The sequence below is a fragment of the Myxococcus sp. AM010 genome, assembly GCF_013372585.1.
GTDB classification, from domain to species: domain Bacteria; phylum Myxococcota; class Myxococcia; order Myxococcales; family Myxococcaceae; genus Myxococcus; species Myxococcus vastator.
On the sequence record NZ_JABXEO010000005.1, the window covers coordinates 68073 to 94878 of the forward strand.

Annotated in this window: 23 protein-coding genes; 5 read left to right on the forward strand and 18 right to left on the reverse strand. The window is 70.7% G+C overall.

The genetic code is table 11. The annotated features are described in order from the left end of the window. Positions 1 to 4: 4 nt before the first annotated feature. Positions 5 to 844, reverse strand: a complete 840-nt coding sequence (locus HV826_RS04765) for a hypothetical protein (RefSeq protein ID WP_176415811.1) — start codon at positions 842 to 844, stop codon at positions 5 to 7. After that, positions 841 to 3429, reverse strand: coding sequence for a TonB family protein (locus HV826_RS04770; RefSeq protein ID WP_176415812.1), 2589 nt, complete (start codon positions 3427 to 3429; stop codon positions 841 to 843). Before HV826_RS04770 ends, HV826_RS04765 begins: the two co-directional genes overlap by 4 nt. Before the next feature lie 116 nt (positions 3430 to 3545). On the opposite strand from HV826_RS04770, the gene HV826_RS04775 reads away from it, so the two are divergent. Further along, positions 3546 to 4433 (forward strand): hypothetical protein, encoded by an 888-nt coding sequence (locus HV826_RS04775; protein ID WP_176415813.1) that lies wholly within the window; start codon positions 3546 to 3548, stop codon positions 4431 to 4433. A 7-nt stretch (positions 4434 to 4440) separates the two neighbouring features. Here the strand turns inward: HV826_RS04775 and HV826_RS04780 are convergent, their stop codons facing one another. The 6 genes from HV826_RS04780 to HV826_RS04805 all read right to left on the reverse strand — a co-directional run bounded on the left by HV826_RS04780 (position 4441) and on the right by HV826_RS04805 (position 10665). Beyond that, the gene (locus HV826_RS04780) at positions 4441 to 5676 is read right to left on the reverse strand and encodes a hybrid sensor histidine kinase/response regulator (RefSeq protein ID WP_176415814.1); all 1236 of its coding nucleotides are present in this window, start codon (positions 5674 to 5676) and stop codon (positions 4441 to 4443) included. A 186-nt stretch (positions 5677 to 5862) separates the two neighbouring features. Next, positions 5863 to 6240 (reverse strand): thioredoxin, encoded by a 378-nt coding sequence (gene trxA / locus HV826_RS04785; protein ID WP_176415815.1) that lies wholly within the window; start codon positions 6238 to 6240, stop codon positions 5863 to 5865. Positions 6241 to 6253: 13 nt separating this feature from the next. Continuing rightward, entirely contained in the window at positions 6254 to 6577 is a 324-nt protein-coding gene (locus HV826_RS04790; RefSeq protein WP_176415816.1) for an FKBP-type peptidyl-prolyl cis-trans isomerase, read from the reverse strand. 154 nt (positions 6578 to 6731) lie between these two features. Continuing rightward, positions 6732 to 7973, reverse strand: coding sequence for a hypothetical protein (locus HV826_RS04795; protein WP_176415817.1), 1242 nt, complete (start codon positions 7971 to 7973; stop codon positions 6732 to 6734). Between the two features lie 64 nt (positions 7974 to 8037). After that, entirely contained in the window at positions 8038 to 9930 is a 1893-nt protein-coding gene (gene nadE, locus HV826_RS04800; RefSeq protein ID WP_176415818.1) for an NAD(+) synthase, read from the reverse strand. Between the two features lie 78 nt (positions 9931 to 10008). Next, the gene (locus HV826_RS04805) at positions 10009 to 10665 is read right to left on the reverse strand and encodes an LON peptidase substrate-binding domain-containing protein (protein WP_176415819.1); all 657 of its coding nucleotides are present in this window, start codon (positions 10663 to 10665) and stop codon (positions 10009 to 10011) included. Between the two features lie 161 nt (positions 10666 to 10826). On the opposite strand from HV826_RS04805, the gene HV826_RS04810 reads away from it, so the two are divergent. Next, positions 10827 to 11816, forward strand: a complete 990-nt coding sequence (locus HV826_RS04810) for an alpha/beta hydrolase family protein (RefSeq protein ID WP_176415820.1) — start codon at positions 10827 to 10829, stop codon at positions 11814 to 11816. A 13-nt stretch (positions 11817 to 11829) separates the two neighbouring features. Here HV826_RS04810 and HV826_RS04815 read toward each other — a convergent pair whose 3' ends face one another. Continuing rightward, positions 11830 to 14349: an MASE1 domain-containing protein gene (locus tag HV826_RS04815; RefSeq protein ID WP_176415821.1), complete on the reverse strand. Its 2520-nt coding sequence runs from the start codon at positions 14347 to 14349 to the stop codon at positions 11830 to 11832. A gap of 77 nt (positions 14350 to 14426) precedes the next feature. Between HV826_RS04815 and HV826_RS04820 the strand changes: the two genes are divergently transcribed. Beyond that, positions 14427 to 14702 (forward strand): hypothetical protein, encoded by a 276-nt coding sequence (locus HV826_RS04820; protein ID WP_176415822.1) that lies wholly within the window; start codon positions 14427 to 14429, stop codon positions 14700 to 14702. Between the two features lie 12 nt (positions 14703 to 14714). Here the strand turns inward: HV826_RS04820 and HV826_RS04825 are convergent, their stop codons facing one another. From HV826_RS04825 to HV826_RS04855, 7 genes are all read right to left on the reverse strand, one after another. Next, on the reverse strand, positions 14715 to 15830 hold the full coding sequence (locus HV826_RS04825) for a HupE/UreJ family protein (protein WP_176415823.1): 1116 nt from the start codon (positions 15828 to 15830) through the stop codon (positions 14715 to 14717). Beyond that, complete coding sequence (locus HV826_RS04830; protein WP_368670838.1) at positions 15827 to 17002, reverse strand: tetratricopeptide repeat protein; 1176 nt, start codon at positions 17000 to 17002, stop codon at positions 15827 to 15829. The genes HV826_RS04825 and HV826_RS04830 overlap by 4 nt, the downstream gene beginning before the upstream one ends. A 177-nt stretch (positions 17003 to 17179) precedes the next feature. After that, positions 17180 to 17767: a putative glycolipid-binding domain-containing protein gene (locus tag HV826_RS04835; RefSeq protein WP_176415825.1), complete on the reverse strand. Its 588-nt coding sequence runs from the start codon at positions 17765 to 17767 to the stop codon at positions 17180 to 17182. Between the two features lie 15 nt (positions 17768 to 17782). Beyond that, entirely contained in the window at positions 17783 to 18442 is a 660-nt protein-coding gene (locus HV826_RS04840) for an HAD family hydrolase (RefSeq protein ID WP_176415826.1), read from the reverse strand. 87 nt (positions 18443 to 18529) lie between these two features. Beyond that, positions 18530 to 19114 (reverse strand): biopolymer transporter ExbD, encoded by a 585-nt coding sequence (locus HV826_RS04845; RefSeq protein ID WP_163783763.1) that lies wholly within the window; start codon positions 19112 to 19114, stop codon positions 18530 to 18532. A 25-nt stretch (positions 19115 to 19139) separates the two neighbouring features. After that, positions 19140 to 19628, reverse strand: coding sequence for a biopolymer transporter ExbD (locus HV826_RS04850; protein WP_140795752.1), 489 nt, complete (start codon positions 19626 to 19628; stop codon positions 19140 to 19142). Between the two features lie 122 nt (positions 19629 to 19750). Beyond that, positions 19751 to 20488 carry a MotA/TolQ/ExbB proton channel family protein gene (locus HV826_RS04855; RefSeq protein WP_140795753.1) on the reverse strand — a complete coding sequence of 246 codons (738 nt, stop codon included), beginning with the start codon at positions 20486 to 20488 and terminating at the stop codon, positions 19751 to 19753. A 329-nt stretch (positions 20489 to 20817) separates the two neighbouring features. Between HV826_RS04855 and HV826_RS04860 the strand changes: the two genes are divergently transcribed. Together HV826_RS04860 and HV826_RS04865 are read left to right on the forward strand one after the other, a co-directional pair. Further along, the gene (locus HV826_RS04860) at positions 20818 to 21705 is read left to right on the forward strand and encodes a general secretion pathway protein GspE (RefSeq protein WP_176415827.1); all 888 of its coding nucleotides are present in this window, start codon (positions 20818 to 20820) and stop codon (positions 21703 to 21705) included. A 121-nt stretch (positions 21706 to 21826) separates the two neighbouring features. Beyond that, positions 21827 to 22870, forward strand: a complete 1044-nt coding sequence (locus tag HV826_RS04865) for a bifunctional methionine sulfoxide reductase B/A protein (RefSeq protein WP_176415922.1) — start codon at positions 21827 to 21829, stop codon at positions 22868 to 22870. Positions 22871 to 22878: 8 nt separating this feature from the next. On the opposite strand, the gene HV826_RS04870 is transcribed toward HV826_RS04865, so the two are convergent. After that, complete coding sequence (locus tag HV826_RS04870) at positions 22879 to 24795, reverse strand: ATP-binding protein (RefSeq protein WP_217917064.1); 1917 nt, start codon at positions 24793 to 24795, stop codon at positions 22879 to 22881. Continuing rightward, on the reverse strand, positions 24785 to 26803 hold the full coding sequence (locus HV826_RS04875; protein ID WP_176415828.1) for a PAS domain S-box protein: 2019 nt from the start codon (positions 26801 to 26803) through the stop codon (positions 24785 to 24787). The genes HV826_RS04870 and HV826_RS04875 overlap by 11 nt, the downstream gene beginning before the upstream one ends. Positions 26804 to 26806: the final 3 nt, after the last annotated feature.

The window sequence follows — 26806 nt, forward strand, 5'->3', positions numbered from 1 at the left end:
CGCGTCAGGCGGGCTCCCACGTCCCGGCGAAGGCGGTGTAGCGGCGCACGTTGAGCGTCAGCGCCCGGTACACCTGCGTGTCGGGCGTCAGCTCCACCACCCCGCCACCCTCGGGCACCGTCACGCGGTCGAAGTGCGCGCCTTCGAACCAGCGGTGGGGCTGCACCTCCACGACGAAGCGGCCGCCTTCGTCGAGCTCCGCCGCGATGGGCACGAAGTCCACGCGCTGCAGCTCCACGGGCGGCGGGAAGTCCAGGGCCACCCGGAACGGGACGTGCGCCTCCTGCCGGGACGCGGTTCCTTCCAGAATCATCGACCGGCCGCCCAGCGCCGCGCCCTCCGCGCCCAGGGCCCGGGACGGCGGCTGGAGCAGCAGCGAGAAGGAGCGCGCCAGCCCGGCGATGCCCGGCGAGCGCCCCAGCTCCCGCACCTCGCCCACCTCCGCCAGCAGGTCGAACACCACCTCGCGGTCCCACTCCCCCAGCACCGTGCCACCGGAGAAGAAGTGCCCGTCGTGGGCGTGCGCGGTGGGCAGCAACCACTGTCCCAGCCGTCGCAGGACGCGCGGCGCCGAGGCCGTGGGCTCCAGCGGCGAGGCATTCTCGAAGATGTAGATGGGGCCCAGCACCATCACCCCGGACGACAAGCGGACGCGCCAGCCCGCGTCGGTGGTGAACTCGCCGAGCGCGTCCTCCCCGGGGGCCTTCGCGGTGCGCAGGCCCATGCGGAAGGTGACGCTACGGCCTCCCGTGCCAGAGAGGCCACAAGCGGACGCGCCTCCCACGAGCGCGGTGCCCAACATCCACGTGAAGGCGCGGCGGGTGGTGTGCGGCGGGGACGTCATGGCGAGTCCTCCTGGAGGTCCAGGTGAAGGGTGAGCGTGCCCATGAACATGCGGGGCGCGCCCGCGGTGAAGTGCCGGGTGGCCATCAGCGACGGAGGCGCGTCCGGGCCGCGGAAGTTTGACACGTAGTTGAACTCCGACTCGCGCCAGCGCGTGTCGAGCAGGTTCTCCACCGACAGGCCCACCTCCACCGCCTTCCAGCGGGCCCGCGTGCCCACGTCGAACAGGAAGATGGGCGCGCTGTAGCGGTCCAGCGGCAGGGGCCTGGGGCCGATGGCGCTGTGTCCCAGGGCCACGTTCCAGTCCACCTGCTGCCCCGCGACGCGGGTGGTGCCTCGCAGCGAGGCATCCACGCGGCCCAGCAGCTCCGGGATGTAGGGCATCACCGTCCCGTCCCACAGCTTCCACGCCGAGGCCCCGGGCGCGGGCAGCGTGGCGCGCGCCCAGGCCAGCGAGGCCTGGACGTCCACCCTGTCCCTCAACGTCCCGCGCGCGCTGACGAAGGCGCCCAGCCGCTGCGAGGCGCCCACGGGCTGGTTGCGGCCCACCGTCTCGTCGAACACGAAGTCCTGCGACACGCGCGTGGCGAAGAAGGCGCCGCGGGCCTCCAACGCCAGGGGCCCGTCCAGCCGCCAGCCCAGGCCCGTCTCGCCCGAGGCCACGCGGGCGTAGGGCGCCAGCTCCGCGTCGGACAGCGCGGCGGCGTCGCTGGAGCGCGCGCCCAGGCCCGCGCTGGTGAGCCAGGTGAGCCGGGGCGTCAGGCGAAGCTCCGCCGACGCGCGCGGGCTGGCGAAGAAGCCGTAGGCCTCCAGGGACTCGTCGGGGAGGCGGGGACCATCGCGGTCCTGGGTGGGCCGGTTGAAGTCATCCACGCCGAAGAGGAAGGTGTCCAGGCGCACGCCACCGCGCAGGGTGAGCCACGACAAGGGGGCGACTCGCAACGAGGCGTAGGCGCCCAGGTTCGTGGTGCGCACCTGGTTGTCGAAGACGGTGGCGTAGGGCACGCCGCCGCTGTCCCTCAGCCGGCGCGAGCGCGTGCGCACGTCGTCGTAGCGGGCCACGTAGCCGAGCTCCAGCGGCTGCGGCTGCCCCAGCAACGTGAGCCCCGGGACGTAGCGGCCCCGCAGGCCCAGGGTAGAGCCGCGGTAGTACCCTTCCGTGTTGTCACCGCGCTGGCTTTGGCCGTCCGGCGGGGTGGTGTCCAGCAGGAAGCCCGTGAAGTTGTCGCGGATGCGCGTCTGCCGGAGGATGACGTAGCCCTGCTGGACGAAGCGCCCGCCGCGCTTCAGCCGTGACTGGAGCTCAGCGGAGAGGAGGTGGCGCTGCCCGGCACCGCCCTGGTTGGGGTCGTAGGAGCAGAAGAACTGCGAGTCCGCATCCGGAGCGCACGGCATCCGGGCGTCCACCACGTCCGTCTCCCGCACCACGCCCGGCGACGCGAAGCGCATGCCATAGCTGGTGCCGAACAGGCGCAGCCGCGACTCGTCGCCCACGCGCAGCTCCACCTGCGCCATGAGCCCCGCGTTGGCGTAGGAGCGGTTGGGGCCGAAGCCGTGGCCCTGGCGCAGCAGCAGTCCCACGAAGGTGGCTTCACTGGCCTCCGGCGGTCCCCAGACCAGGGACAGCCGGCGCGCGGCGTAGCTGCCCGTGGAGAGGGACGCGGTCAGGCCGCGCCGCGCCAGTCCGAGCTGGTACTCCACCGTGCCCGCCACGCCGAAGTCGCCCTGGGATGCGTCGTAGGGCCCCTCGGTGACGCGCAGGGACTCCACCAGCTCCGGGATGATGAAGTACGTGTCCGCGTAGCCGTGGCCGTGCGCGTGGGACACCTCGTTGAGGGGGACGCCGTTGAGGCGCAGCTCCACGTCCTTGCCCTCTCCCGCGTCGAAGCCCCGGATGTAGATGCTCTCCGCGTGGCCCTCGCCGCCGTGGTTGGCCAGCATGACGCCGGGTGCCAGCAACATCAGGTCCGACGCGGAGCGGCGCGGCACGTCCGCGAGCTGCCCCACCGGGATGTGGAAGTCGCCCACGGCGACCGGCGGCGGTGCCTGGGAGGCGCCGCGGACCGTGGTGGAGAAGGACGGTGGCTTGGGCGCCACGGGAGCATCCGCGGACGGAGTCTCCGGACGCGCCGCTTCGCCTCCAGGGGACGAAGCGCCCGGCTGCGCTCCCGCGCCCTGCCCTATCGCCGCCCCTGGAGGCTCCTCCGCCCCGTCATGCCCAGAAGCCACGGGCTCGACGTGGTGGCCATGCACCGGCGGCACGAAGGTGACGGGCACATCCACCCGCACGTCGATGGCTTCTTCGCCGCGCCGAGCCGGCTGGAACCGCCAGCGCAGCGCGGCATTCATCGCGGCGCGGTCCAACGCAACGCCAGCGGACTGCCGCACCTCCACCCGGGACACCTCGCCCGCGCGGTCGATGGTGAGCCGCAGCAGGACGGTGGCGGGCACCTCGGGCGGGGACACCTCCGAGGGCAGCACGGGCCCTGGCGCCTCCAGCGGCACGGGTGGAGTCACAGGCAGCTCGCCCGTGGCGCTCAGCACGCAGAGCACCAGAGTCGGAATCCACACGGGTGATGACCTCACTAGGTTCCGGAGCGACCCGCCCTGGGACGGAACTCATGCATCCGGGTTGCATCCACACCCCAGATACACCACGCCCGGATTGACTCGCAACCACGTTGCAATTAACTACTTATTGCATGAACACGGAGCGGCGGCAGTCCCGGAAGTGGTGGTGCGCGGCCCTGGTGGTGTGGGGCCTGGCGGGCACGGCCTGTGACAACGTGGCCACGGGCGACGTAAAGGTCACGATGAGTGGGGGTGATGGCACGCAGCGTGGGCTCCCGGACACGCTCTTCCAGGATGGCTGGTCCGTCCAGTTCACCCGCTACCTGGTGTCGCTGGGCGACGTCACCCTCACCTCCGCGTCCGGCGAGACGCACAGCAGCAGCCGCCACGTGCTGGTGGACGTGCAGAAGGGCGACATCCCCCTGGTGGACTTGACGGGTGTTCCGGCGGGCCGCTGGGACGTGGGCTTCCGGGTGAGTCCCCCCGAGGCGCGCACCGAGCTGGCGGACGGGCAGGTCTCCGCGGAGGACCTCGCGATGATGCGCGAGCGCGGCTTCAGCTACTTCGTGGAAGGTCACGCGACGAAGCAGAACGAGCCCGTGCTGCGCTTCCGCATGGGCTTCCCCGTCAACGCGCTGATGAACAACTGCATCAACGGCGCGGACGGGACGCAGGGCATCATCGTTCCGGAGGGCTCCGTGGCCCGGCCCGAGGTCACCATCCACGCCGAGCACATGTTCTATGACAGGCTGGGCACGCACCGGGGCGTGCAGCTGCGCTTCGAGGCCATCGCGGCCACCGCGGGCGAGGACCACGTCATCACCCCCGAGGGGCTCGCCACGCAGGCGCTCACCGACCTCCGGGGCCGCGACGGCGACGAGCTGCGCGACGCCCAGGGCCAGCCCGTCATCTACCAGCCCGGCGCGTTCGACGTGCGCACGCTCCAGGAGTTCATCACCCAGAGCGTGGTGGATCAGGCCCACCTCAACGGAGGCGGCGTCTGCACCGTGGTGAAGTGACGCCGCGTCACGCCATCATGGGCACGAGGGACTTCCCCACGTCGCTCGCACCGTCGTCGAGCAACCGCGCCTCCGCCCGCCGGGGCAGGCAGAGTCGGAAGGAAGTGCCCTCGCCTTCCGAGGAGCGGACCGTCAGCCGCCCCCGGTGCGACTCCACGACGGCCCGGGCGATGTAGAGCCCCAGGCCCAGGCTGGAGCGGTCCAGCTCCCGCGAGTCCTCGCCCCGCCGAAAGGGCTCGAACAGGTGCGGCAGCAGCGAGCGGGGAATGGGCGCGCCCTCGTTGTGGACCTCCAGGAAGACGGCGTCCGGCTTCTCCCAGGTGGAGAGGCGGACGGCGGACGGCTCCGGGCTGTACTTCAAGGCGTTGTCCAGCAGGTTGGCCACCACCTGCCCCATGCGCTCCAGGTCCCAGACGCCGTGCAGGCTGTCGCGTGAGAAGTCGCACCGGATGACGCGACCCGGCCGGGCCACCTGCAGCTCGTCCACCACCTCGCGGCACAGCGCGTTGAGGTCGCCCGCCCGTGGCATGACGGAGATGCCTCCCCCCAGGCGCGAACGCGTGAAGTCCATGAGCAGCTCCACGATGTGCTGGATGCGCTCGCCGCTGCGCGCCACACGCTCGAACGCCTTCTGCTGCGCCGGCGCCAACGCGCCACCGGAGAGCTGACTCTTCGCCGTCGTCAGGACGACGGACAAGGGCGTGCGGATGTCATGGCCGACGATGCCCATGAGCTGCTGCTCCAGCTCGGAGGCCCGCTGCGCCGCCTCCTCGGCCCGGCGCCGCTCCGCGAGCTCCACCGCCTGCCGCTTCACCTGCTCGCCGCGAAGATGCAGCATCACGAAGACCCGCACCTTGGCGCGCAGGATGTCCGGGTCCACGGGCTTGAGCAGGTAGTCCACGGCGCCCTGGGCATAGCCCCGGGTGACGAAGGCCGCCTCGCGGCTCAGCGCGGTGATGAAGAGGATGGGCAGGTGGGTTGTCCGCTCGCGCGCTCGGATGAGGCGCGCCGTCTCCAGCCCATCCAGCCCTGGCATCTGCACGTCCATGAGGATGCAGGCGAACTCTCCGCGCAGCAGCTCGCGCAGCGCCTCCTCGCCAGAGCGGGCCAGCACCAGCTCCTGGCCGAGCGGCTCCAGGATGGCTTCCAGGGACAGCAGGTTGGCGGGCGTGTCGTCCACCAGGAGGATGCGCGCGCGCGGCGTGTCCTCACCCGGGGGGTCTCGAAAAACGGAGTGCGGCATCGAATCCAGGTGTCGGGTGGAGGAAGGCGGCCCGCTGGTCGACCCATCCGGGCCTGACCGCTGCGAGCCACGCTCCGACAACACCTTCCGGGGCCCTCACGTTCCAGCCCCCCGGTTCCTGGAGCGCGGCGGGTGGCCAGCGGCGGACATGCCACCGGCCCCCCGCCCGGTACCTGGAGGCGGCCGTCAGGCCCGCGGCGGCTCCTCGCGCCTAGCGGCGACTTCCTTGCGGACCTGCTCCATGTCCAGCGCCTTCACCTGCTTGAGCAGGTCCTCCAGCGCGGCGGCCGGCAGCGCCCCGGGCTGCTCGAACAGGAGAATCCCGTCACGAAACACCATGAGCGTGGGGATGGAGCGAATCTCGAACGCCCCGGACAGCTCCTGCTGGGCATCCGTATCAATCTTCCCGAAGACGACGTCCGGATGCTTGTTCGAGGTCTGCTCGAAGATGGGCGCGAAGGCACGGCAGGGGCCGCACCACGTCGCCCACCAGTCCAGGATGACGATGCCCTCCTTGGACACCGTCTCCTTGAAGTTGTCCTTGGTGATTTCGACCGCTGCCATCAGGTCCTCGCTTTCAACGAACGTCCAGGAGCTCCACCTCGAAAAGCAGGGTGGAGTTGGGGGGAATAACGGGCGGGAACCCTCGCGCGCCATATCCCATCTCCGGCGGGATGGTGAGCTTGCGCACGCCGCCCACCTTCATGCCGGCCACCCCCTTGTCCCAACCCTCGATGACCTGCCCGGCGCCCAGGCTGAACGTGAAGCCCTGGCCCCGGTCCCGGCTGCTATCGAACTTGGAGCCGCTGGTCAGCGTCCCCACGTAGTGCACGGTGACGGACTTGCCGGCTGTCGCCTCGGTGCCGGTGCCCACCTTCACGTCTTCCATGTTCAAACCCATCCAACGCTCCTCTGACCGCGTGAAAGGACGGCACCTTAGCGCGACCTCAGCGCCTGTGCGCCCCTGGAAAGCACGGCGGCGCGGGCCCGTTGGCTACCGGGCACCGCGCCACCGATTCCTGCTCAAGCCGCCTGGGGCTTCGTCCTCGCGTCAGTCAGAAGGTACCGCCGACGCTGACCGTGCCCTGGTAGCTGCCGCCCCCCTCGAAGTCACCGCCGCCCGGGTCGATGCCCGGAGCGAAGTCCTTGTCGAAGAGGAAGTTGTAGTTGGCGCGCGCGTCCACGACGAACTGGCCGACGTGACCTCGCAGCCCCAGGCCCGCGGGCACGTTGCCCACGGTGTCGTCGCGGTACCCCAGGGACTCGCCGCCCCGGAAGTTGTAGTCGTTGATACCAATGCCGCCCAGCAGGTACGGCTGCCACGCCGTGGGCACGATGCCCAGCGTCAGGACGGCCTGACCGCCGTTACGCACGAGGTCCGGGCCGCTCGCGCCCGTCTCCGCGTTGCGGATGTTGTTGAGCGCGCCCGTGTAGCCCAGCTCGATGCCCAGCACCTTGGACGGCTTGATGGCCGCGCGAACGCCCGCGGTGGCACCGGGGCTGAGCTGTGGAGCCAGCGCGCCGGTGTAGCCCTCCACACCGCCGCCCAGCATCACCGAGAGGCCCTTGATTTTGTTCTTGTCCTCACGCTGCTCCACGTCCATCGGCTCGGCGCGCTCGGCCGAAGGCTGGAAGCTGGAGGGAGGCGGCGTCGTGGCGATGCCACTCCCCCCCATGGCGTCCTCCTCCGGGGGAGGGTAAGCGGACTCCGGCTCCGGGTAGACGGGCTGCCCGCTGCCGCCCGTGCCCATCGGCGGCGCCGGCGGCACCACGAGCTGCTCGCTGTCATGCGTGCCCTGGGGCGCGGCGGGAGGCGGCGTCATGGACTCCTGGCCGCTGCCGCCCGTGCCCTGCTGGCCCACCGGCTCGCAGCGGACGGGCACGTTCATGTAGACCTCGCCCTGGGCGCCCGAGGGCTGCTGGCCGCTGCCGCCGAGGGCCGCGTCGTCCATGCCCTCCTGGCCGCTGCCGCCGATGCCCATGCTGTCCTGCGACTGCTGGCCGGAGACGTCGGGAACGGGCTCCATCTCCAGGATGATGGTGTCGTCCTCCTGCAGCATGTCATCGCCGCTCAGGTCGTCCTGCTGTCCCTGGGCCACCATTGCGTCTTGCTGGCTCTGGCTGGTGCTGGCCTGAGGTGGCGGGCAGTCGCCGTCATCGGCAACGGCAACGCCTCCGTACATGAGCGCCGCAACGGCGCCCGCCAGGATCTTCGCTTTCATCCATGCCTCCATCGTCGAGTGGCAGACATGAAGGTTGTTTCCCGCGCGACATCCGGCAAGGCTCGGCGACGGCACTCACCCCCGGGGGTAATTGCCCGGGGAGCAGGCCACCGGGCGTGGTGGACGGCCCACAGGCGTGCTACCCCTGCCGCATCCACTCCGTGCCGGTGACGACGGGCAGTTGCAACGCGCGCTCCCGGTCCAGGTCCAGGTTGCCGATGTGGAGCGACAGCGGTGACTGCACCCACTTGTAGATGGACTGCTGGAAGAGGCGGACGAACTTCTCCACGTAGCCGCTCAGCCGGGAGGCCTCCACCTCCGGGAACATGGCGGTGAGCGCATGGAGGATTTCGGCGGGCGTCAGCTTCTCACTGCCGTACAGGTAGAAGCAGGCGTCCAGGATGGGGAAGGGCATCAGCTCCTCTTCGCCCACCTGGTCATGCGCCAGCTCCGGCCCCGCGGGCTTGGCGAGCACCTTGCGAATGCCCTCGTGGCCCGTGGTGTCCTGGAGGTAGTCGAGCAGGTACATCACCACCGTCTTCGGGACGTTGGCGATGACGGCCAGCGCGCCCATGAGGTCCCCGCCGATGGTGGTGTAGCCCACGGACTTCTCGCTCATGTTGCCCGTCTGCAGGAAGAGCCCGCCGCAGGAGTTGCTCCAGTTCCACATGCGCTGGGCGCGCAGGCGGGCCTGGATGTTCTGCTCGGTAATCGGCGTGACGTCCTTGCCGCCCAGCATCGTCTTCGCGACGGCGCGCTCGCGCTCGAAGGCCTCGTCGATGGACACCACCTGGAAGGCCACGCCCAGCTCGCGCGCAATCGTCTCCGCCGCGTCGCGCGTGGCGTCGCTGGAGTAGCGGCTGGGCATGTAGAACGCCTGGATGAGCGAGCCGGGGTTCTCCGGCCGCGCGCGCTTCGCGTACCGGTGCGCGATGAGCAGCGTCAGCAGCGAGTCCCGCCCGCCCGACAGCGCGATGCCCAGCACCTTGAAGGCGCGCGTCTTCTCGAAGTAGTCGCCCACGCCCAGGCAGAGCGCGTCCAGGAGGTCCTCGCACAGCGCCTCCCGCGCGGTGCGGCGCGTGTCCGGGGGCGGCAGGAAGAAGCTGCGGTGGGGAGGCACCGGGTACGTCAGCGCGTCGCGCCGCGTGTGCACCGCCTGGGTGCAGTCCAGCACCGCCGTCGCCTGGCCGCCTTGCGCCAGCCACGACTCGCGGTCCACGCGCCAGGTGGTGGCCTCGGCGCGCAGGCGCAGGGTGCGGTCCAGGTCCACCACCGCCGCCGCGTAGCCTTCCTGGAAGCGCGGCGTCTCCATGACGTGGCGGCCGTTCTGGTTGAGGAAGCCGCCGCCGTCGAAGATGAGGCCGTCGTTGCTGCCCACCGCGTTGCAGTAGGCAATGGTGCACTGGTGGTCCGCCGCGCGGGTGGCGATGAGCTCGCGCCGCGTCTCCACGAAGCCCAGCCGGAAGGGCGACGCGGACAGGTTCACCACCAGCTCCGCGCCGGAGTACGTGCGCCGCCGCATGGGGCCGTCCGCGCTCCAGATGTCCTCGCACACCTCCGGGGACACCACGCCGAAGTCGAAGCGGAACAGGTAGTCCCCCAGCGGCACGCCCCGGTGGACCTCCGCCATGCCCGGCTGACCGCGGCCGAAGGTGCGCGCCTCGTAGAAGACGCTGTAGGTGGGCAGCTTCTCCTTGGGGACCAGGCCCAGGATGCGGCCACCGGCCACCACCGCCGCGCAGTTGAGGCGCAGGCCCTGGTGGGCCACGCCCACGCCCACCACGAAGACCGTCGGCAGCGCCGCCGTCTCACGCGCGAAGCGCTCCAGCTCCGGCCACTGGCGGTCCATGAAGCCCTGCCACTGCACCATGTCCTCGGCCGGGTAGCCGGCGATGACCTGCTCCTGGAAGACGCCCAGCGTGACGCCCTCCGCCGCCATCTTCCCCGCCAACGCCAGCGCCTTGTCCGTGTTCCGGGTGAAGGACCCCACGGTGGTGTTCACGCTGGCAAGCCCGAGCTTCACGAGCCGCATGGTTGCTCCCGTCCCTTTCGATGACGCGTCCGGCGCGCAGCAATGCGCGGGCCGCCGGACAAGGCAAGCGCAACCCGCTCAGTTCAAGGGGCCGGTGGGCCGCAGGGGCTGGAGCCTGCCGATGAGCGCCCCCACGTCCTCCAGCACACCCTCCAGGCGCCTGCGCACGTCCAGTTCCGCCAGCAACTCCTGCCGCCGCTCGGGCTCTGGGATGACGGCGGACGCCACCACGTCCGCGAGCATGCCGCCCTGGGCCCGCGCCGCCACTGGCAGCAGGTTCTCCGCGAAGGACGGCGGGACACGGCCGGCCAGCTCGAAGACGGCCTGCCGCAGCTGCTCCTCCTCCGGGCCCTCGAAGGGCAAGTCCGGCAGCACCTCCGCGAGCACCTCCCGGTAGGCCTTCTCCGTCGTCAGCTCGGACGTCATGCGGATGCGGCTCACGCCTTGGAGGAGGATGTTGTAGCGCCCCTCCTCCACCTGTTCGTCCCAGACGATGACGCCCGCGCACATCATGGGCAGCATGGGCGGCTTGCCGCCGTAGTTGCCTTCCCAACCCGGCTCGAGCTGGGACAGCGCCAGGACGCGGTCTCCCGCGAGCGCGTCCCGGAGGAGCGCCCGGTAGCGCGGCTCGAAGATGTGCAGCGGAATGACGGTGTGCGGGAACAGCACCGCCGACGGGAGGGGGAAGACCTTCAGCGCGCTGGCGGCACGCTCGATGCGTTCTTGAGCGGTCATGGGGGGCACCTTGGTGTGATAAGCCCGGCTCCCCCCAGCCGCATTCCAAACGAGCCCTGGAATGATACGCCCTGTTCCATCGGCGGGCCCACACCCCGCCTCGGAGGGCAGATGGAATCCCGGGAATCCCACACCCCCACCCTTCCCTGCACGGGCGTAGGATGGCGCGGGTGCTGAGAACCCATCCGGTGGACGTCCTCTTCGCGGGCCTCTCCCGCCGCACCCGGCTCTTCTCCCAAGGCTGGGGTGACGAGCAGTTCCTCGAAGAGGTCGCGGCGGCCGCGCCGTTCCAGCAGCGGCTTGCGTCCATCGCGCCCGAGTGGAGCGCGCCCCGGCTCCAGCGTGGCCTCCAGGTCCGGGATGGCACCTTTCCGTCCCCGCTGGCCCGGCTCGACGCGGCGGCGCGCACGGCCCATGTCCGGTGGCTGAGCGCGGGGCCAGGGCGCTCACGCGGCGCCTGCGTCGTGCTCGCGGCGTCCCGCGAGGAGGGCTTCTCCCTGCGCGAGCGCATGTACGCGCCGCTGGCGCGGGAAGGCATCGACCTGTTCCTGCTGGAGAACCCCTATTACGGCCTGCGCCGCCCCGTGGGGCAGAAGGGCGGCGCGCTGCGCACCGTCAGCGACCACGTCTTGATGAACCTGGGCATGGTCGACGAGGCCCGCGCGCTGCTCGCGTGGCTGCGCGGCCAGGGCCACGCGCGGCTGGGCGTGGCGGGCTACAGCATGGGTGGCTACATGGCGGCGCTGACGGCGGCCGTCGTCCCGGAGCCGCTCGCCGTGGCGGCGCTCGCGGCCGGAGCATCTCCGGTCCCCGTCTTCACGCAGGGGCTGCTGTCCTGGTCCATTGCCTTCGCGTTGCTGGATGGCCCCCGGCGCGACGCGGAGCAGGCCCGGAGCCGGCTGGGGCGGATTTTCGACCTGGCGAACCTCACGCGCTTTGCGCCGCCGCGGCAGCCCGAGGCGGCCGTCCTGGTGGCCTGCCGGCGTGACGGCTTCGTGCCCGGTGACGAAGCGCTCGCGCTGCACGCGCACTGGCCCAGAAGCGAGCTGCGGTGGGTGGACGCCGGGCACGTCACCGCGCTCTTCACGGAGCGGGCCGCGCTGTGCGCCGCCATCCGGGATGCGCTGGCGCGGGTGGACGCCACGGCGTGAGCGCGTGCGTGCCTCAGTGCCGCACGCCTCCAACGGCCGCCACGGCAGACGCCTCACCCACGCGCGGCTCCGGCTCCACCGCGGCCAGGGCCGTGGCCACCGTGCCCATGAGCAGCTCCGGCCGGACGGGCTTCTCCAGCACGCGGGTGGGCACGGAGTCGATGAACGCGCGGGACTCTGGCGTATAGGCGCCGCCGGAGATGAACACCACCCTCGCGGCCAGGTCCGGCGCGTGGGCGCACAGGTGCTGGTAGACGGCGGCGCCGTCCGTCTCCGGCATCTGCAAGTCACACAGGATGACGTCGAAGCGGTGACCCGCGTCCACCAGCGCCAGCGCCTCGCTGCCCCGCGTGGTGGTGACGACGTCGTGGAAGGGCTCCAGCAGCAGCCGCATGGACTGCGCCAGGCGCGGCTCATCATCCACCACCAGCACCCGGCCCCGCCGCGCCGCGGGCGGCTGCGGCAGGCTGACGCGCGGCAGTGGCCGTGGCGGCGCGGGCGCATGCGCGCGGGCGGGCGGCAGCAGCACGCTGAAGACGGAGCCCCGGCCCGGCTCGCTCCGGACCTCCAGCTCCCCCCCGTGGGCGCGGACAATCTGCTGGCAGATGGCGAGCCCCAGCCCCGTGCCCTCGCCGCTGGACTTGGTCGTGTAGAAGGCCTCGAAGATGCGCGGCAGCACGTGCGCGGGAATCCCCGCGCCGCTGTCCACCACGTCCACGCGGGCCCGGCCGGAGGCATCCGTGCTGGTGCGCACGCGCACCTCGTTCAGGGACGGGTTGCCCTCTGGAATCGCCTGCATCGCGTTCACCAGCAGGTTGAGCAGCACCTGCCCCAGGCGGGCCTCGCTGCCCGACACGCGCGGCACCGGACCGAACTCCTCCACCAACCGGGCGCGGTGGCGCAGCGCGTGGCTGATGATGCGCACCGCGGGCGGCACCAGCGCGTTGAGGTCCACCAGCCCCGGGTCCTGGCTCCCCTGGCGGCTGAACACCTGGAGGTCCCGGACGATGAGGCGGATGCGCTCGGCGCCTTCCAACGCGCCCCGCATGTTGGCCATCGCGTCGCGCATGCCCGACATGCCGCCCTGGCTCAAGCCGCGCTCGGCGGCCTCCAGGTTCAGCACCAGGTAGGCCAGCGGGTTGTTGATTTCGTGCCCCACGCCGGCCGCGAGCGTGCCCACCGCGGCCACGCGCTCGGCCGCCACCAGCCGGGCCTGGAGCTCCTTGGTCGCGGAGATATCGCGGTGGGTGGCCACGAAGTGGGTGATGTCCTCGCCCGTGGCGCGCACCGGGGACAGCAGCACCTCGCTCCACACGAGGCCGCCCTGCTTGTGCGTCAGCTTCACCTCCGCGAACACCGGCTCGCCCGCGAGCAGCGACTGCCGCGTGCGCTGGCGGAACTCCGGCTCCTGCGCGCCGTAGAGCGAACACGGGTCCTGGCCCACCAGCTCCGCCAGCTGGTATCCCAGGAGCGAGCACAGGGCCTCGTTGGCGAACACGGTGCGCAGCGCGCCTCCCGTGCGGACCTCCGCGATGAGGACACCTTCGTGCACGCTGCGCACGGTGGTGCCCAGCAGCTGGAGCTGGCCAACGGCGCGCTGACGCTCGGTGCTCGCCGCCGCCAGCAGCAGCCCGGTGACGGCGTTGGCGGCGATGAAGAGCTGCAGCACCAGCAGGTCCTGCGTCAGGTCATCCGTGGCGAAGGGCCCCTGCCCGCGCGCGGTGCCCACGATGGATGCGGCGGCGATGCACAGCGTGGCCGCCGCCGCGCCCCGAGGACCGAAGCGAAGCGCGGCCCAGGCGGACATGGGGAAGAGGAGGAAGGCGGCCGCGTGCGCCGCGCTGTGCGGCAGCTCCGGCACGAAGAAGATGGCGCCGCCCAGCACCGTGGTGAGCCCCGCGAGCACCACCGCCTCGCCGCCCCGCCGCGGCCAGGACCACCGCTTGAACAGCATCAGCGCCGGCGCCACCACCAGCACGCCCATCAAGTCCCCCACCCACCACACGCGCAGGCCCGTGGCCAGGGACGTCCACGGAAGCCGCCCGCCCAGCACGAGGCTCGCCGCGCCCACCAGCGCGCTCACGCCCAGGCACAGCGCGCCCGCCCCCGCGCACAGCGCGACGACGTCGCGGATCCGCTCCAGCCCCTTGTCGAACCCCACCCGCCGCAGCAGGCCCACGCCGAGCACCGCCGCCAGCGTGTTGCCCACGCCCACGCCGAGCGACGCCACGACAGGCACCTCCACCAGGACGGACATGACCGACGCGCCCACGAAGACACCGGGCCAGCGTGACACCCCCAGCACCACCAGCGCCGCCAGGGACACTCCCGCCGGAGGCCAGGCCGGGCTGATGTTGCCCACGGTGGCCACCTTCTGACCCAGGCCTCCCGCGAGGAGATACACGACGACCAGGCCCAGCATCTCCATCAGATGCCGGCCTTGAACTCCACGTGCACTGGCTCGGAGCAGCCCGAAGATGACCCTTCCCCCCGACACCCGCGCGCCGACCCGGCAGGTATCCATGAGGGCCATGCTAGCCGGGGCACCGTCGCCATTGCACCTTCCCCCCGGCTGACTGGAAGGCAACCGTCCAGGAGCCGATAGGCGAAATGCAATGGCTCCGGAACTCGCCCGTAGGGGAAGACACGGAGGTCACCCGAACCATGTCGCGTCCCGCAATCGCAGCCCTGCTGTCTTTTCTCATCCCTGGCGTGGGGCAGATCTACAACGGGGACCTGCTCCGGGGCCTGTTCTGGCTCATCATCACCCCAGGCTTCTGGATTGGCACCGGTGGGTGCCTGGGCTGGGTGTGCCACATCATCGCCGCTGTCACCGCCCACAACCGGGCGGAGGACAAGGACAAGTACAGGGTCACGGTCGTGTGACGCGCCCGCGTGTCATGTAACCGACACGCCCAGGGCGCGCTCCGCCAACCCAAGGCACGCCAGCAGCGCGACGGCCACCGAGCCGCCCACCACGACGGCGCGGCGGTAGAGCGGCGCCTCGCGCAGGAGGAAGGCCAGGGGCAGCAGCGCGGCCACGAAGGCCACCTGTCCCAGCTCCACGCCCAGGTTGAAGCCCATCAGCGCGGACGCGAGGCGCCCCGCGGACAGCCCCATTCCCGCCAGCACCGACGCGAAGCCGAAGCCGTGCAGCAGCCCCAGCATGAAGGCCACCATCCAGCGAGCCCCCCGCCCCAGCGGGCGGACGTTGTCGAGCGCCGCCACCAGGATGCCCAGCGTGATGGCGGCCGACACGAAGCGCGGCGGCAGCGACGCCCAGCCCAGCGTGGCGGCCACCAACGTCAGCGCGTGCGCCACGGTGAAGGCGGACACCACCTTCACCACGTCCCACAGCGCCGTGCCGAAGTCCGCGATGGCCACCCAGCGCCCGTCCGCGTCCCGGCGCAGCGCGGAGGGCAGCAGCAGCGCGAAGAGGAAGAGCAGGTGGTCCGCCCGAGTCACGACGTGCAGCGCCCCCTCCACCGTCATGCGCGCCGCGGTGCGCCAGGGAGACTCGTCCCGCAGGCGCACCCGCGCGAAGTGCTGGGACGCGGAGAAGATGAGCGGCTCACGCGCGCCCACGAGCACGATGCCCCGGTGCAGCGGGTCGCGGTCGAACAGCAGCGTGTAGTCCACGTCCAGCCGCGCGATGGGGCCAGCGCAGCGCGCGTCGAAGTCCAGCACCGCGTAGGCCCCGTCCGAGTGCCGCCGGATGCGCAGCCCGTCCCGGGAGACGAGCGCGCAGGGTCCACCTTGCACCCCGAGCACCAGCCGGCCGAGCACATAGCGCTGGATGTCCGCCTCGCGCGCCAGCACCTCCCCCCAGGTGATGGCGCCGTCTCCGCCCGCGTCCAACCCGAGCACGTCGTCCAGGTCCTGGAGCGACACGTCCCACCGGCCGGAGATGCCGCGGCCGTCCGCCTCACGCAGGTGCAAGTAGCTGTCGCTCGGCTTGTGCGCCTGGGCGGCCAGGGAGACCCACAAGAGCGCCAGCGCGGCGACGCGGCTCATGGCAGCAGACTCCGCACGCGCTCGGCCAGGTAGACGAGCCCCGGGTCCTCGCAGCCCGAAGCCTGAAGGAAGTCCAGCGCGGGCCGGGCCGCCTCCGGTCTGCCCGCGGCCAGCGCGGCTTCGAGCAACAACCGCACATCCCACGGCTCACGCCGTGACGCCCACGCGGCCTGCGCCAGTTGGAGCGCCTTCTCCGGCGCCTTCTCCACCTGGAGCGCGAAGCGGGCCTCCTCGCGCGCGAGGAGATTGTCCCCCCGCAGGCGGCTCGCCTGGAAGCGGCGGGACAAGGCCTGGGTGACTTCGGGCGCGCGAGAAGAGCCGAGCGCGTTCTCCGCCAGCACGTGGCGCAGGAGCAGCCGGTCATCCTGCGTGTGGTCCATCACCACGGCGACCGCCTCACGCGCACGGCCCGCGTCCAGCAACAGGTCCGCGAAGGCCGCGCGCGCGGCGGAGTCCTTCGGCTCCAGCGAGAGCACCCGGAGGAAGTAGCGCTCCGCCAGGCCGGAGTCCCCCGCCAGCGCGGCGGCCTCCGCCAGCATGGCCAGTGCGCGCGTCCGCGTCTCCTGACTGCGCCCGCTGTGCCTCAACGCCTCCGACAGGAGCGCGTGCGCCTTGCGCGAATGCCCCGCGAGGCTTCGCACCCGGGCCTCGCACACCGCGATCGTCAACGGAGACGTCAGCGCGGTGAGCCGCTCGCAGCTGCGGGCCGCCTCGGCATGCTCGCCTTGAATCCCCAGCACCTCCGCGCGCAGCAGCCACGCGTCGACATTGCCGGGGTCCTCCTTCACCACCGCGTCCAGGTCCTCCAAGGCCGCCCGAAGGTCGCGCCGCGCATGGTGGAGGGTGGCGCGCACCCACCGCACGCCGGGCGGCGGCGTGGCCAGGTCCCACCACGGACGCAGCGCCGCCTGCGCGCGGCCCAGGTAGCGCGGGTCGCCCAGCACGCGGCTCATCTCGATTTCCAACCGCGCCAATCGCAGCGCCATGTCCAGTTGTCCGGCGTGCCCGGCCAGGGCCTCGCGGAGCGCGGCGCGCTCGCGGGCGCGCGCATCCACCCCCACGGCCGGCACGCGCGCCAGCACCTCCTCGGTGTCCCGGGGAATGAAGGGCTCGCGCTCCCCCGAGGAAGGTGAGCGCCCACAGCCAAGCACCCACGCCGTGGCCAGGACCACGGCGCGTCTCGCGGCGGAAGGGCGGCGGCACATTGGAGCTCGCATGGGCTCCGCACTGTACGCAGCGGCATTTCGAATGGCGGCCGTCCGGGGACATGGGTCGCCGGCGCAACACACCGCCCGGGGTCGCCGCCCTCCACTCAACAGCGAAGCGGGACTGGAGTGCGCCCTCGGGCGTCAGTCCTCCGCGACGGCGATGCGCTCCCAGCCAGGGGGATAGTTCGTCACCAACCCGTGCGCGTCGACGTCCACCTCGGCGACGAAGCTGCCGCCGTTGCTCTCGTACCGGTAGCGCGTCTGGGTGAGCCGCGTGTAGCGCTGGGGCAGCACCTCCAGCGCGAGGCTGGGGATGCGAAGCCACGCGGCGCGCACGTCCGCCGCCTGCCCCACGTCCAGCCCAATCCGGCGGATGGGCAAGGTGTTGGTCGAGGGCGTGCACGCCACGTCGATGTCCGAGCAGCCTCGGAGGTGGACCACCTCCTCGTCGCCCTTCCACCAGCACCGCTCCGCGTCCACGCGGAGCTGGAGCCGTGCCTCGCCCTCCCCGCTCCTGCGCAGGACGTGGACCGCCTGGGTCTCCCACGCCGCGTTGGTGGTGATGGTGTACTCCACGAAGTGCGGCAGCCCGTTGTCCACGAGCACCACCGAGCCCGCCAGCTCCCACCCCTCCGGGCGCGCGCGCAGCTCGAAGTACTCACTTCCGGGCGACAGCAACCGCCGCCAGACGAGCGCGCGGGGCCGGCGGTGCGAGGCATCAGCGTTCATGGGTCCTCCTCCTGTTCAAGGCCTGGCATCCCGCAGCGCCGCCAGCAGCTCCGCCGCGGTGGCGGCCACCGCGCGCGCGCCGTGGGCCTGCAGCTCGTGCACCTCGCGGAAGCCCCAGGCCACGCCCACGCCGTACATCCCCGCCGCGCGCGCCGTGTCCATGTCGATGGACGTGTCCCCCACGAAGCCGCAGGCCGCGGGCGGTACGCCCAGCTCCGAGGCCAGCGCCAGCGCCGCCGCCGGGTCCGGCTTGCGCGGCAGCTCCGGCCGCTCACCGTACACGGCCGCGAAGGGCACCCGCGGCAGCAGGCGTGTGACCAGGCGCTTCACGAAGTCGTCTGACTTGTTGCTGAGCACCGCCAGCTTCGTGCCCTGCGCGGCCAGCGCCGTCAGCAGCTCCGGGATGCCCGGGTAGTGCGCGGTCCGGTCGAAGAGGTGGTCGTCGTAGTAGGCCTTGTAGGTGGCCAGCACCGGCTCGATGAGCGCGTCCTGCCCCGAAGGCACCGCCCGGCGAATCAACTCCCGGACGCCGCTGCCCACGAAGCGCAGGTAGGCGGACTCCGGGTGAGTGGGCAGGCCGTGGTGGGCCAGCGCGTGGTTCGTCGCGTCGGCGATGTCCCCCAGCGAGTCCACCAGGGTTCCATCCAGGTCGAAGATGACGGCACGAAGCAGCATGAAGACGAGTCCTTCTTCAAAAAACGAAAACGCCCTGGCCACGAGGACCAGGGCGCCTGTTGGGCCAGCGGCCCGATTATCTCGAAGCTACGGGGTGGCCTTGGCGCTGGCTTCCTTCTCCGCGTCGCCACCACCGGCCGTAATCACCGCGAAGTTGATGTTGTTGTAGCCCGCCGTGGCGCAGCTGAACATCACCCGCTTGATGATGGAGTACTCCACGTCCTTGTGGGCCTGGATGTTGATGTCGCCCTTGAAGGTGTTGGCCGTGTCCTGCGCCATGGAGTGGAGGTCCTCGTACTGCTTCTTCATGTCGCGGAGCTTCTCTTCCAGGGACGGGATGTTGAGGTACTCGTCCTTGGTGAAGTCCTCCACGCGGCCAATGATGGTGCCGGAGACGCTGATCTGGTCACCGGAGACCATCACCACCGGGTGCATCTCCACTTCCTGGACGTTGACCGCCTCGGGAAGCTCGATGTCCTTGGTCATCATCAGCACCTCGCCCGTCGCGGAGAAGTTCGCGATGAGGAAGAGCACGATGATGATGAACATGTCGACCAGCGGGGTGATGAGGAGGTCGGAGTAACCGCTCTTCTTCGCGGCCACGCCGTGCCCGAACACCTTGGAGTGCTGGAGCCGCTTGCCGTATCGCTTGCCTGGAACCTGGATGGCCATGAGGTGTCGTGAGCTCCGTGAGCGGCTAGCCCATCGCCGCGGACACCGACACCTGGGGCAGCCCAGAGCCGATGCACTCGTCGATGATACGGACCAGGTCCTCGTAGCGGACCTTGTCTTCAGGCTGCAGGGTGATGGCGGACTGGTCCGGCAGCTGCGCCTTCAGTTCCTTGAAGCGCGCCACCAGCTTGGACAGGTCCGTCTTGCCCTTCGCATCCTTGGTGAGGGGGATCGGCTCGAAGGCGCTCTGGTCCGCGGTCAGCCGCAGCTCCGTGGGCGTGATGAGCAGGTTGAGCTGGACCGTCTTGGTCTGCTCTTCCTGCTGCTGCTCCTCCTCCGTGGAGGGGCCACCCGCCTGCGAAACCTGGAGCCGGCCAATCTGGGTCCAGACCGCCGTCATGATGAGGAAGCTGATGGTCACCGCCATCAGGTCGATGAAAGCCGTGAGGTTGATAGAGGTGTCGAGCGACTTCTTGCCGCCTTTACCTCCACCTGTGTCCATTCCGCCGGCCATGGCGTTCTTCTCCTTCGGCCGCGCTCAGTGAGCGCCGGTGAGACTGCTGGGAGCGCGCCGCGCGTCCCCACACCCGTGGGGACAGGACAGCGCGCCCGGACTCCGGGTTCCCGAAGGACTTCCTACTCCTCGTCGCGGGCCGACGTGGGGACGTTCAGGTTCTTGAACTTGTCCTTGTTGGCCACGATGAGGTTGAGGACGGAGACGCTGGTCTCGTTGATGTCGTTGATGAGGCTCTGCGTGCGGCCCGTCAGCACGGAGAAGGAGATGAGCGCCGGGATGGCCGTGAGCAGCCCGAAGCCGGTGCAGTTCATGGCTTCGGAGATACCGTTGGCCAGAATCGTCGCCTTGTCGGCCGGGTTCACGTTGGCCACGGCCTCGAAGCAGGCGATGAGACCGGACACCGTCCCGAGCAGACCGGCGAGCATCGCCGCGTTGCCGAGCATGGCGAGGTAGCCGGTGCGGGCTTCAATCTTCGGCGTCTCGCGGAGGCTGGCCTCGTCGAGCGCGGCCTGGACCTCGTCGTTGCCCTTCGGAACGTTCATCAGACCGGCCTTGATGACGTTCGTCAGCGGCGTGGACTTCTGGCCGGCCACGTAGTTGATGGCCTTGTCCAGGTCACCCGCGTAGATGTGCTTCTTCAGGCCACGCAGGAAGGCCTCCTTGTTGATGGAGGCCTTGCCGAAAAGGATGATGCTTCGCTCGACCATGATGGCGAGTGCCACGATGAGGCAGGCGGCAATGGGGTACATACCCCACTGGCCGGCCTCCCAGCGCATGGCGACTTCTTCGAAGAAGCCCCGCTGAGGGCCGCCGACATTCGCCAGCACGGTCAGGTTCGTCACAGACGCCAGGTTCATCGAGTGTTGCCTCCACAGGCAGCTTTGGCCCGCTTTAGTAGCGGACCTTCCAGACCTGACGTCCCCCCGAGCGGACGGTCCACCCGGTTGGGCGGCAGGAATGGATGTTGAAAACGGTGTGCCGACTTTAGGAATGGGCGTCTGGGGTGTCAAGGCAGGCCCAGCGGCGTTAAGTGCTGAAATCTCACAGGAATTTTGCGCCCAGCCCCCTCTTGCCAGCTCGTACTCCAAGCAGCATTGCGGGCATTTTGGGGGGTATTCCCAAGTGCCTCCGGATGTGACACCGCGCTTGCTTCCTGGGTTTCGTCGCGCGTGTTAAGGCCGGAGTCATGGCGAGGAAGCGCATTGGCGAGCTCCTGTTGGAGCAGCGGGCGATCAGCGTCGCCCAGCTCGAAGCGGGGCTCGCGGCTCACCGGAAATCAGGACAGCGGCTGGGGGCCACCCTCATCGCGCAGGGTGCGATCACGGAGGCCACGCTCGCGGACGCGCTGAGCCAGGCCCTGGGGCTGCCGCGAGTGGACCTCGCGGCCACCACGCCGGAGTGGGCGGCGGTGCACATGCTGCGCGCGCGCTTCTGTGAACAGCATGACCTGTTCCCCATCGCGCTGGAGAGCGTGGGCGGGCGCAAGCAGCTCGTGGTGGCGATGAGTGATCCGCTCAACGTGACGGCGGTGGAGGAGATTGAGTTCACCACCGGGCTCAAGGTCAGCCCGCGCGTGGCGCCGCTATCCACCGTGCGCGGCGCCATCCTCCGCTACTACCACAAGGTGCCGGTGGCCTCGCCCACCACCAGCCGCCCCGCGCCCGCGAAGCCCGCCGCGAAACCGGCGAAGGCCGCGCCGCCAGTGACACACCCCGCGGCGCCGACGTCCGAAGAGGACGACGAGGAGGTCATCATCGGCGAAGAGCTGCCGCCCGGCGAGGCGACGCAGCGCACGTCCCTGGCGGAGCTGATTCGCGCCCGCGAGGCGCAGAGCAAGCAGAAGCGCGGACAGGGCGGCGCCGCGAAGCCCAAGGCCGTCGTGGAGAACGCGGCAGGCGTGCTGGACGACCTGGACTACCTCTTCGGACAGGCGCGAGAAGACCCGGATCGCGTCGAGGAGCTGGAGCGGAAGTTCTGGGCGCTGATGCGCATCATGGCGCGCAAGGGCCTGCTCACGAACGAGGAGTTCACCCGCGAGCTGGATGACGAGGACAAGGCCCGCAGCGAGTCGTGAGGGTGGAAACCACTTCGGGGCCTCGCGCGTACCCACAAAAAGCCCGGAGACCGCGTCCATGCCCACCCCATCCTCATCCCTGGCCCGCCGGCTCATGCCGCTGGCCCTTGCCACGCTCGCCATGCTGGCCGCGTGCACCGAGGCCCGCGGGGCCGCGCCCTCCGCGCCAGGCCCCACCATCCAGGACACCCGCCGCTACGAGAAGCCCTCGGACGCCGAGGTGCGGCGCACCTTGTCCCCGCTCGCCTACGAGGTGACGCAGCAGGGAGCCACGGAGCCCGCCTTCCGCAACCCCCTGTGGAACCACCACGAAGAGGGGCTCTACGTCGACGTGGTGAGCGGCGAGCCCCTCTTCTCCTCGCGCGACAAGTTCGACTCCGGCACCGGCTGGCCCAGCTTCACCAGGCCGGTGGACAGCGCCCGCGTCGTCGAGAAGCGGGACAGCACGCAGGGCATGGAGCGCGTGGAGGTGCGCTCGAAGGCCGCGGGCTCACACCTGGGCCACGTCTTCGGGGACGGGCCCGCGCCCGCGAAGACGCGCTACTGCATCAACTCCGCGGCCCTGCGCTTCGTCGCGGTGAACGATTTGGCGAAGGAGGGCTATGGCGCCTGGCTGCCGCTCTTCGGCCGCCCCGTCCCGGCCGCCACCAAGCGCCAGGAGTCCTCGCCCTTCACGGAGACGGCGCTGCTGGCGGGCGGGTGCTTCTGGGGCATGGAGGACCTGCTGCGCGAGGTTCCCGGCGTCGTCCAGACGGAGGTGGGCTACACGGGCGGCTCCAGCGCCTTTCGCAAGCCCACGTATCGCGACGTGAGCTCGGGCAAGACGGGCCACGCCGAAGCCGTGCGCGTCGTGTTCGACCCCACCCGGCTGACGTACGAGACGCTGCTGGAGCAGTGGTTCTTCCGCATGCACGACCCGACGACGCTCAACCGTCAGGGCAATGACGTGGGCACGCAGTACCGCTCCGCCATCTTCTATCTGTCCGACGCCCAGAAGCGCGTGGCCGAGCAAGTGAAGGCACGGGTGGAGGCCTCCAGGAAGTGGCCCCGGCCCGTCGTCACGCAGCTTGTGCCCGCCAGCGCGTTCACCCCCGCCGAGGATTATCACCAGGACTACCTGGTGAAGAACCCGGGCGGCTACACCTGCCACTACCTGCGGGACTGAGCGCGGCCTCAGGCCTGCTGCAGCGGCAGGCGGACGATGAAGGTGGTGCCTTCGCCCAAGGTGCTCTCCACCGTCAGCCGGCCACCGTGATTCTCCACGATGCCCTGGCAGATGGAGAGGCCCAGGCCGGTGCCCCTCCCTTCCGGCTTGGTGGTGAAGAAGGGCTCGAAGATGCGCTGCAGGTGCTTGGGTTCGATGCCCGTGCCCGTGTCGCGCACCTTCACCACCGCGTCCTGCCCGTCACGGCCCGTGGCCAGGATGACGGAGCCGCCCGGCGGCATCGCGTGGCACGCGTTGGTGATGAGGTTGACGAACACCTGCACCAGGTTGGCGCGCACGGCGGACAGGGGCGGCAGCTCGGTGTACTCGCGCTGGATGCTGACGCGCGCCTGGGCCACCACGTGCTCGCAGAACCCCACCGCCATGTCCACGACGGCGTTGAGCTGCACCCGCTCCGGCCGGTCCTGCGCCGGGCGCGCGTAGCTGACCAGATCTCGCGTGAAGCGGAGGATGCGGTGGCTGCTCTCCAGGATTTTGCGCAGCTTCTCCTGGTCCGCCGGGTTGGCCCCCGGCGTCATGCGCGAGCGCTGGAGCAGCGCGTCCGCGTACGTGGCCACCGCCGTCATCGGGTTGTTGATTTCGTGCACCACGCTGGCGGCGAGCTGCCCGATGGAGGCCAGCTTCTCCGCGTGGATGATGCGCTTCTCCAGCTCCTTCACCACCGTGATGTCCTGACCGATGGCGATGACGCCCTCCACCTCCCCGTGCTGGGAGAGCTTGGAGGAGGTCGCGAAGGAGACGCGCACCTCCGCGCCGCTGCTCGTCAGCAGCTGCGTCTCGAAGCTGTTCACCGGCTCGCCGCGAATGGCCGCGGCGATGAGCTGGTTGAGCCGCAGGTGCTCGCTCTCCGGGATGAGTGAGAAGAAGTCGCGGCCCAGCACCTCTTCCTTGCCGAAGCCGGTGAGCGCGCTGAGCGCCTGGTTGAAGACGACGACCTGCTTGTCCCGGTTCGCCACCAGGATGAGGGCGTTGGCCTTCTCCAGCAGGTCCTCCAGGTACTTGCGGACGAACGTCAGCTCGTCGATGAGCTTCGCGTTCTTCACCGCCACCGCCACCTGGTTGGCGAGCTGGAGCAGCACGCGCTCGTCGTGCGGCACGTCGGAGACGAAGTCCGCCGGGTACTCCATGTTGATGGCGCCGAAGAGCTGCCCGCTGGCCACCAGCGGCGCGCTCACGCCATGGGTGCTGTCCTGGAACAGCAGCGGGACTTCGCCCAGCACCACCACGCGGTCCACGGGCAGGGACGCGCGGTCCAGGCTCGTCTTGTCCACCGCGCGCGCCATCAGCACCAGCGGCTCGTGCGCGCCTTCCTTCAGTCGCCCCTCCGCGTAGAGCGACGTGAGGCCGCCCGTCCGCGAGTCGGTGATGCGGATGCAGAACGAGCGCCCGGGGAACAGCTCCTTCACGCCGCGCGCCACCGCGGCGACCAGTTCCTCCTCGCCGCCGGCCTCGGCCACGCTGCGGCCCAAATCCAGCAGCACGCCTTCGGTGCGCGCCTGCTCCAGCAGGGCCCGCTCCGCCACCACCAGCCGGTTGCGTGACAGCTCCGGCTCATTGCGCGCGCGGACGGCCACCACGTCGCCCCGGCGGGACAGCGTCAGCACCACGCCGGGCAGGTCGGGCAGCAGCTCCACGTCGCAGCTGGCGCCATCCGCCGGCACGCTGGCGCCGGCCAGGGTGTGCGCCACCCCTTCCACGGACGCGTGCTGTTCGGCGCAGAAGCGGCGGAAGGCGGCGTTGACGGCCACCAGCCGCAGGGCCGGGTCACACAGGGCCGCGGGGGCATCGAGCGCCTCGAACAGGGCCTGGAAGGACTCGGGGGCAGGGCCGCCGGCGATGCGCACGGCGCGGGGCTCAGTCTTCATGGGAGGTGGCCTTGTCCAGGTCGAGAATCTGTTGCGCCCCCATGTAGGACTTCGTCTCGTAGCGGGTAATCTTGCCAATCTTCCGGACGATTTCCGCCATGCGCTCCGCCTCGCGGTAGATGATGTCCACCGGCTTCCAGGCGAAGTCGTCTTCCTTCAGCTTCCGCTTCAGCAGCTCGGCATAGCCCATCACCGAGGTGAGCGGCTGGTTCAGCTCGTGCGCGGCGGTGCCGGCGAGCGCGACGATGACCGCGCTCTTCTCGCTCTCCTCCAGCCGCGTCTCCACGTCGGACAGCTTGCGCTCCAGTTGCATGCGCGCGCGCATGTCCGTGAAGATGCCCACGCTGAACACCTCGCGGCCCCCTTCGTAGACGATGGAGGCCGTCATGTTCACCGGCACCCGCTCACCGGAGCGGTGCATCAGCTCCTCCCGGATGAGGGACAGCCGGCCCTTGCCGCCGTGCTCGGGCGCCCGAATCATGGCCATCACCCGCTTCGCCACGCCCGGCGGATAGAGCTGGTGGACGGAGAAGCCGCCGCCCAGGGCCTCCTGCGCGGTGTAGCCGCACAGCGCCTCCGCGCCCTTGTTGAAGAGGATGATGCGCCCCTTGAGGTCGGCCGCGATGATGCCATCCACCGACGAGTCGATGAGCCGCTCCAGGAAGTCCTTCGTCTGGAGCAGCTCGTCCTCCAGCCTCCGCGCGTCCGTGACGTCGCGGAAGGAGAGGATGGTGGCCGCCTCCTCGTCGCGCAGCGGCGCGGCGGACATGGACAGCGTCAGGCGGCGGCCCGTGCGCGTGCGCACCTCCACGTCCGTGCCGGAGCGGGCCTCGCCACGCGCGGCGGTGGTCACCAGCTCCATCAGCACGTTTTCATCCACCGGCTGAGTCACCTGGTGCAGGTGGCGGCCCCGCACGTCGGCGGCGTCCACGTCCAGCATGGCCGCGCCGGACGGATTCAGCGACAGCACGCAGGCCTTGTCGTCGAGGATGGCCACGCCTTCGCTGACGTGCGCGAAGAAGAGCTGGTACGGCTTGAACGAGGCCGCCTGCTCCTCCGCGGCCAGGCGGGCCGTCTTCTCCGCCTCCGTCTGCCCGCGCACCGACTGGAGCACAGACGCGTTGCGCAGGGCCACCGCGGTGGCGTGCGCCACGGTGGTGAGGAAGTCGATTTCCCGAGGCGTGAAGGTGCGCCGCCGTCCCGCCGCGCGCAGCAGCAGCACGCCGCGCACCTGCCCGCGGATGGGCAGCGGCAACGCGGCGATGGCGTGGATGCCTCGGGCGGCCACCGCGCGCCGCTCCACGTCCCCCAGCAGCGGGTGGGTGGAGGCCTCCTGCATCACCACCGGCTTGCCCGTTCGCATCACCTCGCGAATCTCGGGGTAGCGCGACAGGTCGATGCGCAGGTCCTTGAGCGCGGGGTCATCACTGGCGGCGACGATGACGCCCTCCTCCGCGCTGCGCCCCAGCATCACCAGCGTGGCGCGCGCGATGTCCAGCTTCTCCGCCAGCCGCCGGGTGACGCCGTGGAGCAGCACCTCCACGTCGGACGTCTCCGCGTAGTCCGCCGTCAGCTCCAGCAGGAGCGCCAGGTCCTCCTGGCTGCGCGCCTGCTCCTCGCGCTCCACGTGGCGCTCGGCGGCGCACTGGAGCCGCCAGGCCAGCTCGTGCATGGCCACCGGCGCGGTGAGGACGTCCGCGGGCTTGAGGGACTGCGCCGTGGCGAAGTGGCCTTCGCCCGGCGCCACCAGCACCACCAACGTGAGGTGGGCGGCGAGGGCGGCGTCCAGCAGGGCCTGCCCCGCGGCGAGCCCTCCCGGCGCGGTGAGGTCCACCAGCGCCAGGGAGGCCTCTTCGAGGCCGTCCACCATGCGGAGACCCGCACGCGCGGCGGCCGCGGCGAGCAGGTCCCGCGCGGGTGAGTCCGAGGGCACCAGCGAGATGCCTGATACGAATTCCAGCGAGGACGGCACGTGGGGAGTGGGGTCCAGGGCAGAAGGGGCCCCCACTCT

Coding starts and splice junctions, on each gene's coding strand:
- HV826_RS04765 (WP_176415811.1), bottom strand. CDS start 844: ATGACGTCCCCGCCGCACACCACCCGCCGCGCCTTCACGTGGATGTTG.
- HV826_RS04775 (WP_176415813.1), top strand. CDS start 3,546: ATGAACACGGAGCGGCGGCAGTCCCGGAAGTGGTGGTGCGCGGCCCTG.
- HV826_RS04780 (WP_176415814.1), bottom strand. CDS start 5,676: ATGCCGCACTCCGTTTTTCGAGACCCCCCGGGTGAGGACACGCCGCGC.
- trxA (WP_176415815.1), bottom strand. CDS start 6,240: ATGGCAGCGGTCGAAATCACCAAGGACAACTTCAAGGAGACGGTGTCC.
- HV826_RS04790 (WP_176415816.1), bottom strand. CDS start 6,577: ATGGGTTTGAACATGGAAGACGTGAAGGTGGGCACCGGCACCGAGGCG.
- nadE (WP_176415818.1), bottom strand. CDS start 9,930: ATGCGGCTCGTGAAGCTCGGGCTTGCCAGCGTGAACACCACCGTGGGG.
- HV826_RS04805 (WP_176415819.1), bottom strand. CDS start 10,665: ATGACCGCTCAAGAACGCATCGAGCGTGCCGCCAGCGCGCTGAAGGTC.
- HV826_RS04810 (WP_176415820.1), top strand. CDS start 10,827: ATGGCGCGGGTGCTGAGAACCCATCCGGTGGACGTCCTCTTCGCGGGC.
- HV826_RS04815 (WP_176415821.1), bottom strand. CDS start 14,349: ATGGCCCTCATGGATACCTGCCGGGTCGGCGCGCGGGTGTCGGGGGGA.
- HV826_RS04820 (WP_176415822.1), top strand. CDS start 14,427: ATGCAATGGCTCCGGAACTCGCCCGTAGGGGAAGACACGGAGGTCACC.
- HV826_RS04825 (WP_176415823.1), bottom strand. CDS start 15,830: ATGAGCCGCGTCGCCGCGCTGGCGCTCTTGTGGGTCTCCCTGGCCGCC.
- HV826_RS04835 (WP_176415825.1), bottom strand. CDS start 17,767: ATGAACGCTGATGCCTCGCACCGCCGGCCCCGCGCGCTCGTCTGGCGG.
- HV826_RS04840 (WP_176415826.1), bottom strand. CDS start 18,442: ATGCTGCTTCGTGCCGTCATCTTCGACCTGGATGGAACCCTGGTGGAC.
- HV826_RS04845 (WP_163783763.1), bottom strand. CDS start 19,114: ATGGCCATCCAGGTTCCAGGCAAGCGATACGGCAAGCGGCTCCAGCAC.
- HV826_RS04850 (WP_140795752.1), bottom strand. CDS start 19,628: ATGGCCGGCGGAATGGACACAGGTGGAGGTAAAGGCGGCAAGAAGTCG.
- HV826_RS04855 (WP_140795753.1), bottom strand. CDS start 20,488: ATGAACCTGGCGTCTGTGACGAACCTGACCGTGCTGGCGAATGTCGGC.
- HV826_RS04860 (WP_176415827.1), top strand. CDS start 20,818: ATGGCGAGGAAGCGCATTGGCGAGCTCCTGTTGGAGCAGCGGGCGATC.
- HV826_RS04865 (WP_176415922.1), top strand. CDS start 21,827: ATGCTGGCCGCGTGCACCGAGGCCCGCGGGGCCGCGCCCTCCGCGCCA.
- HV826_RS04870 (WP_217917064.1), bottom strand. CDS start 24,795: ATGAAGACTGAGCCCCGCGCCGTGCGCATCGCCGGCGGCCCTGCCCCC.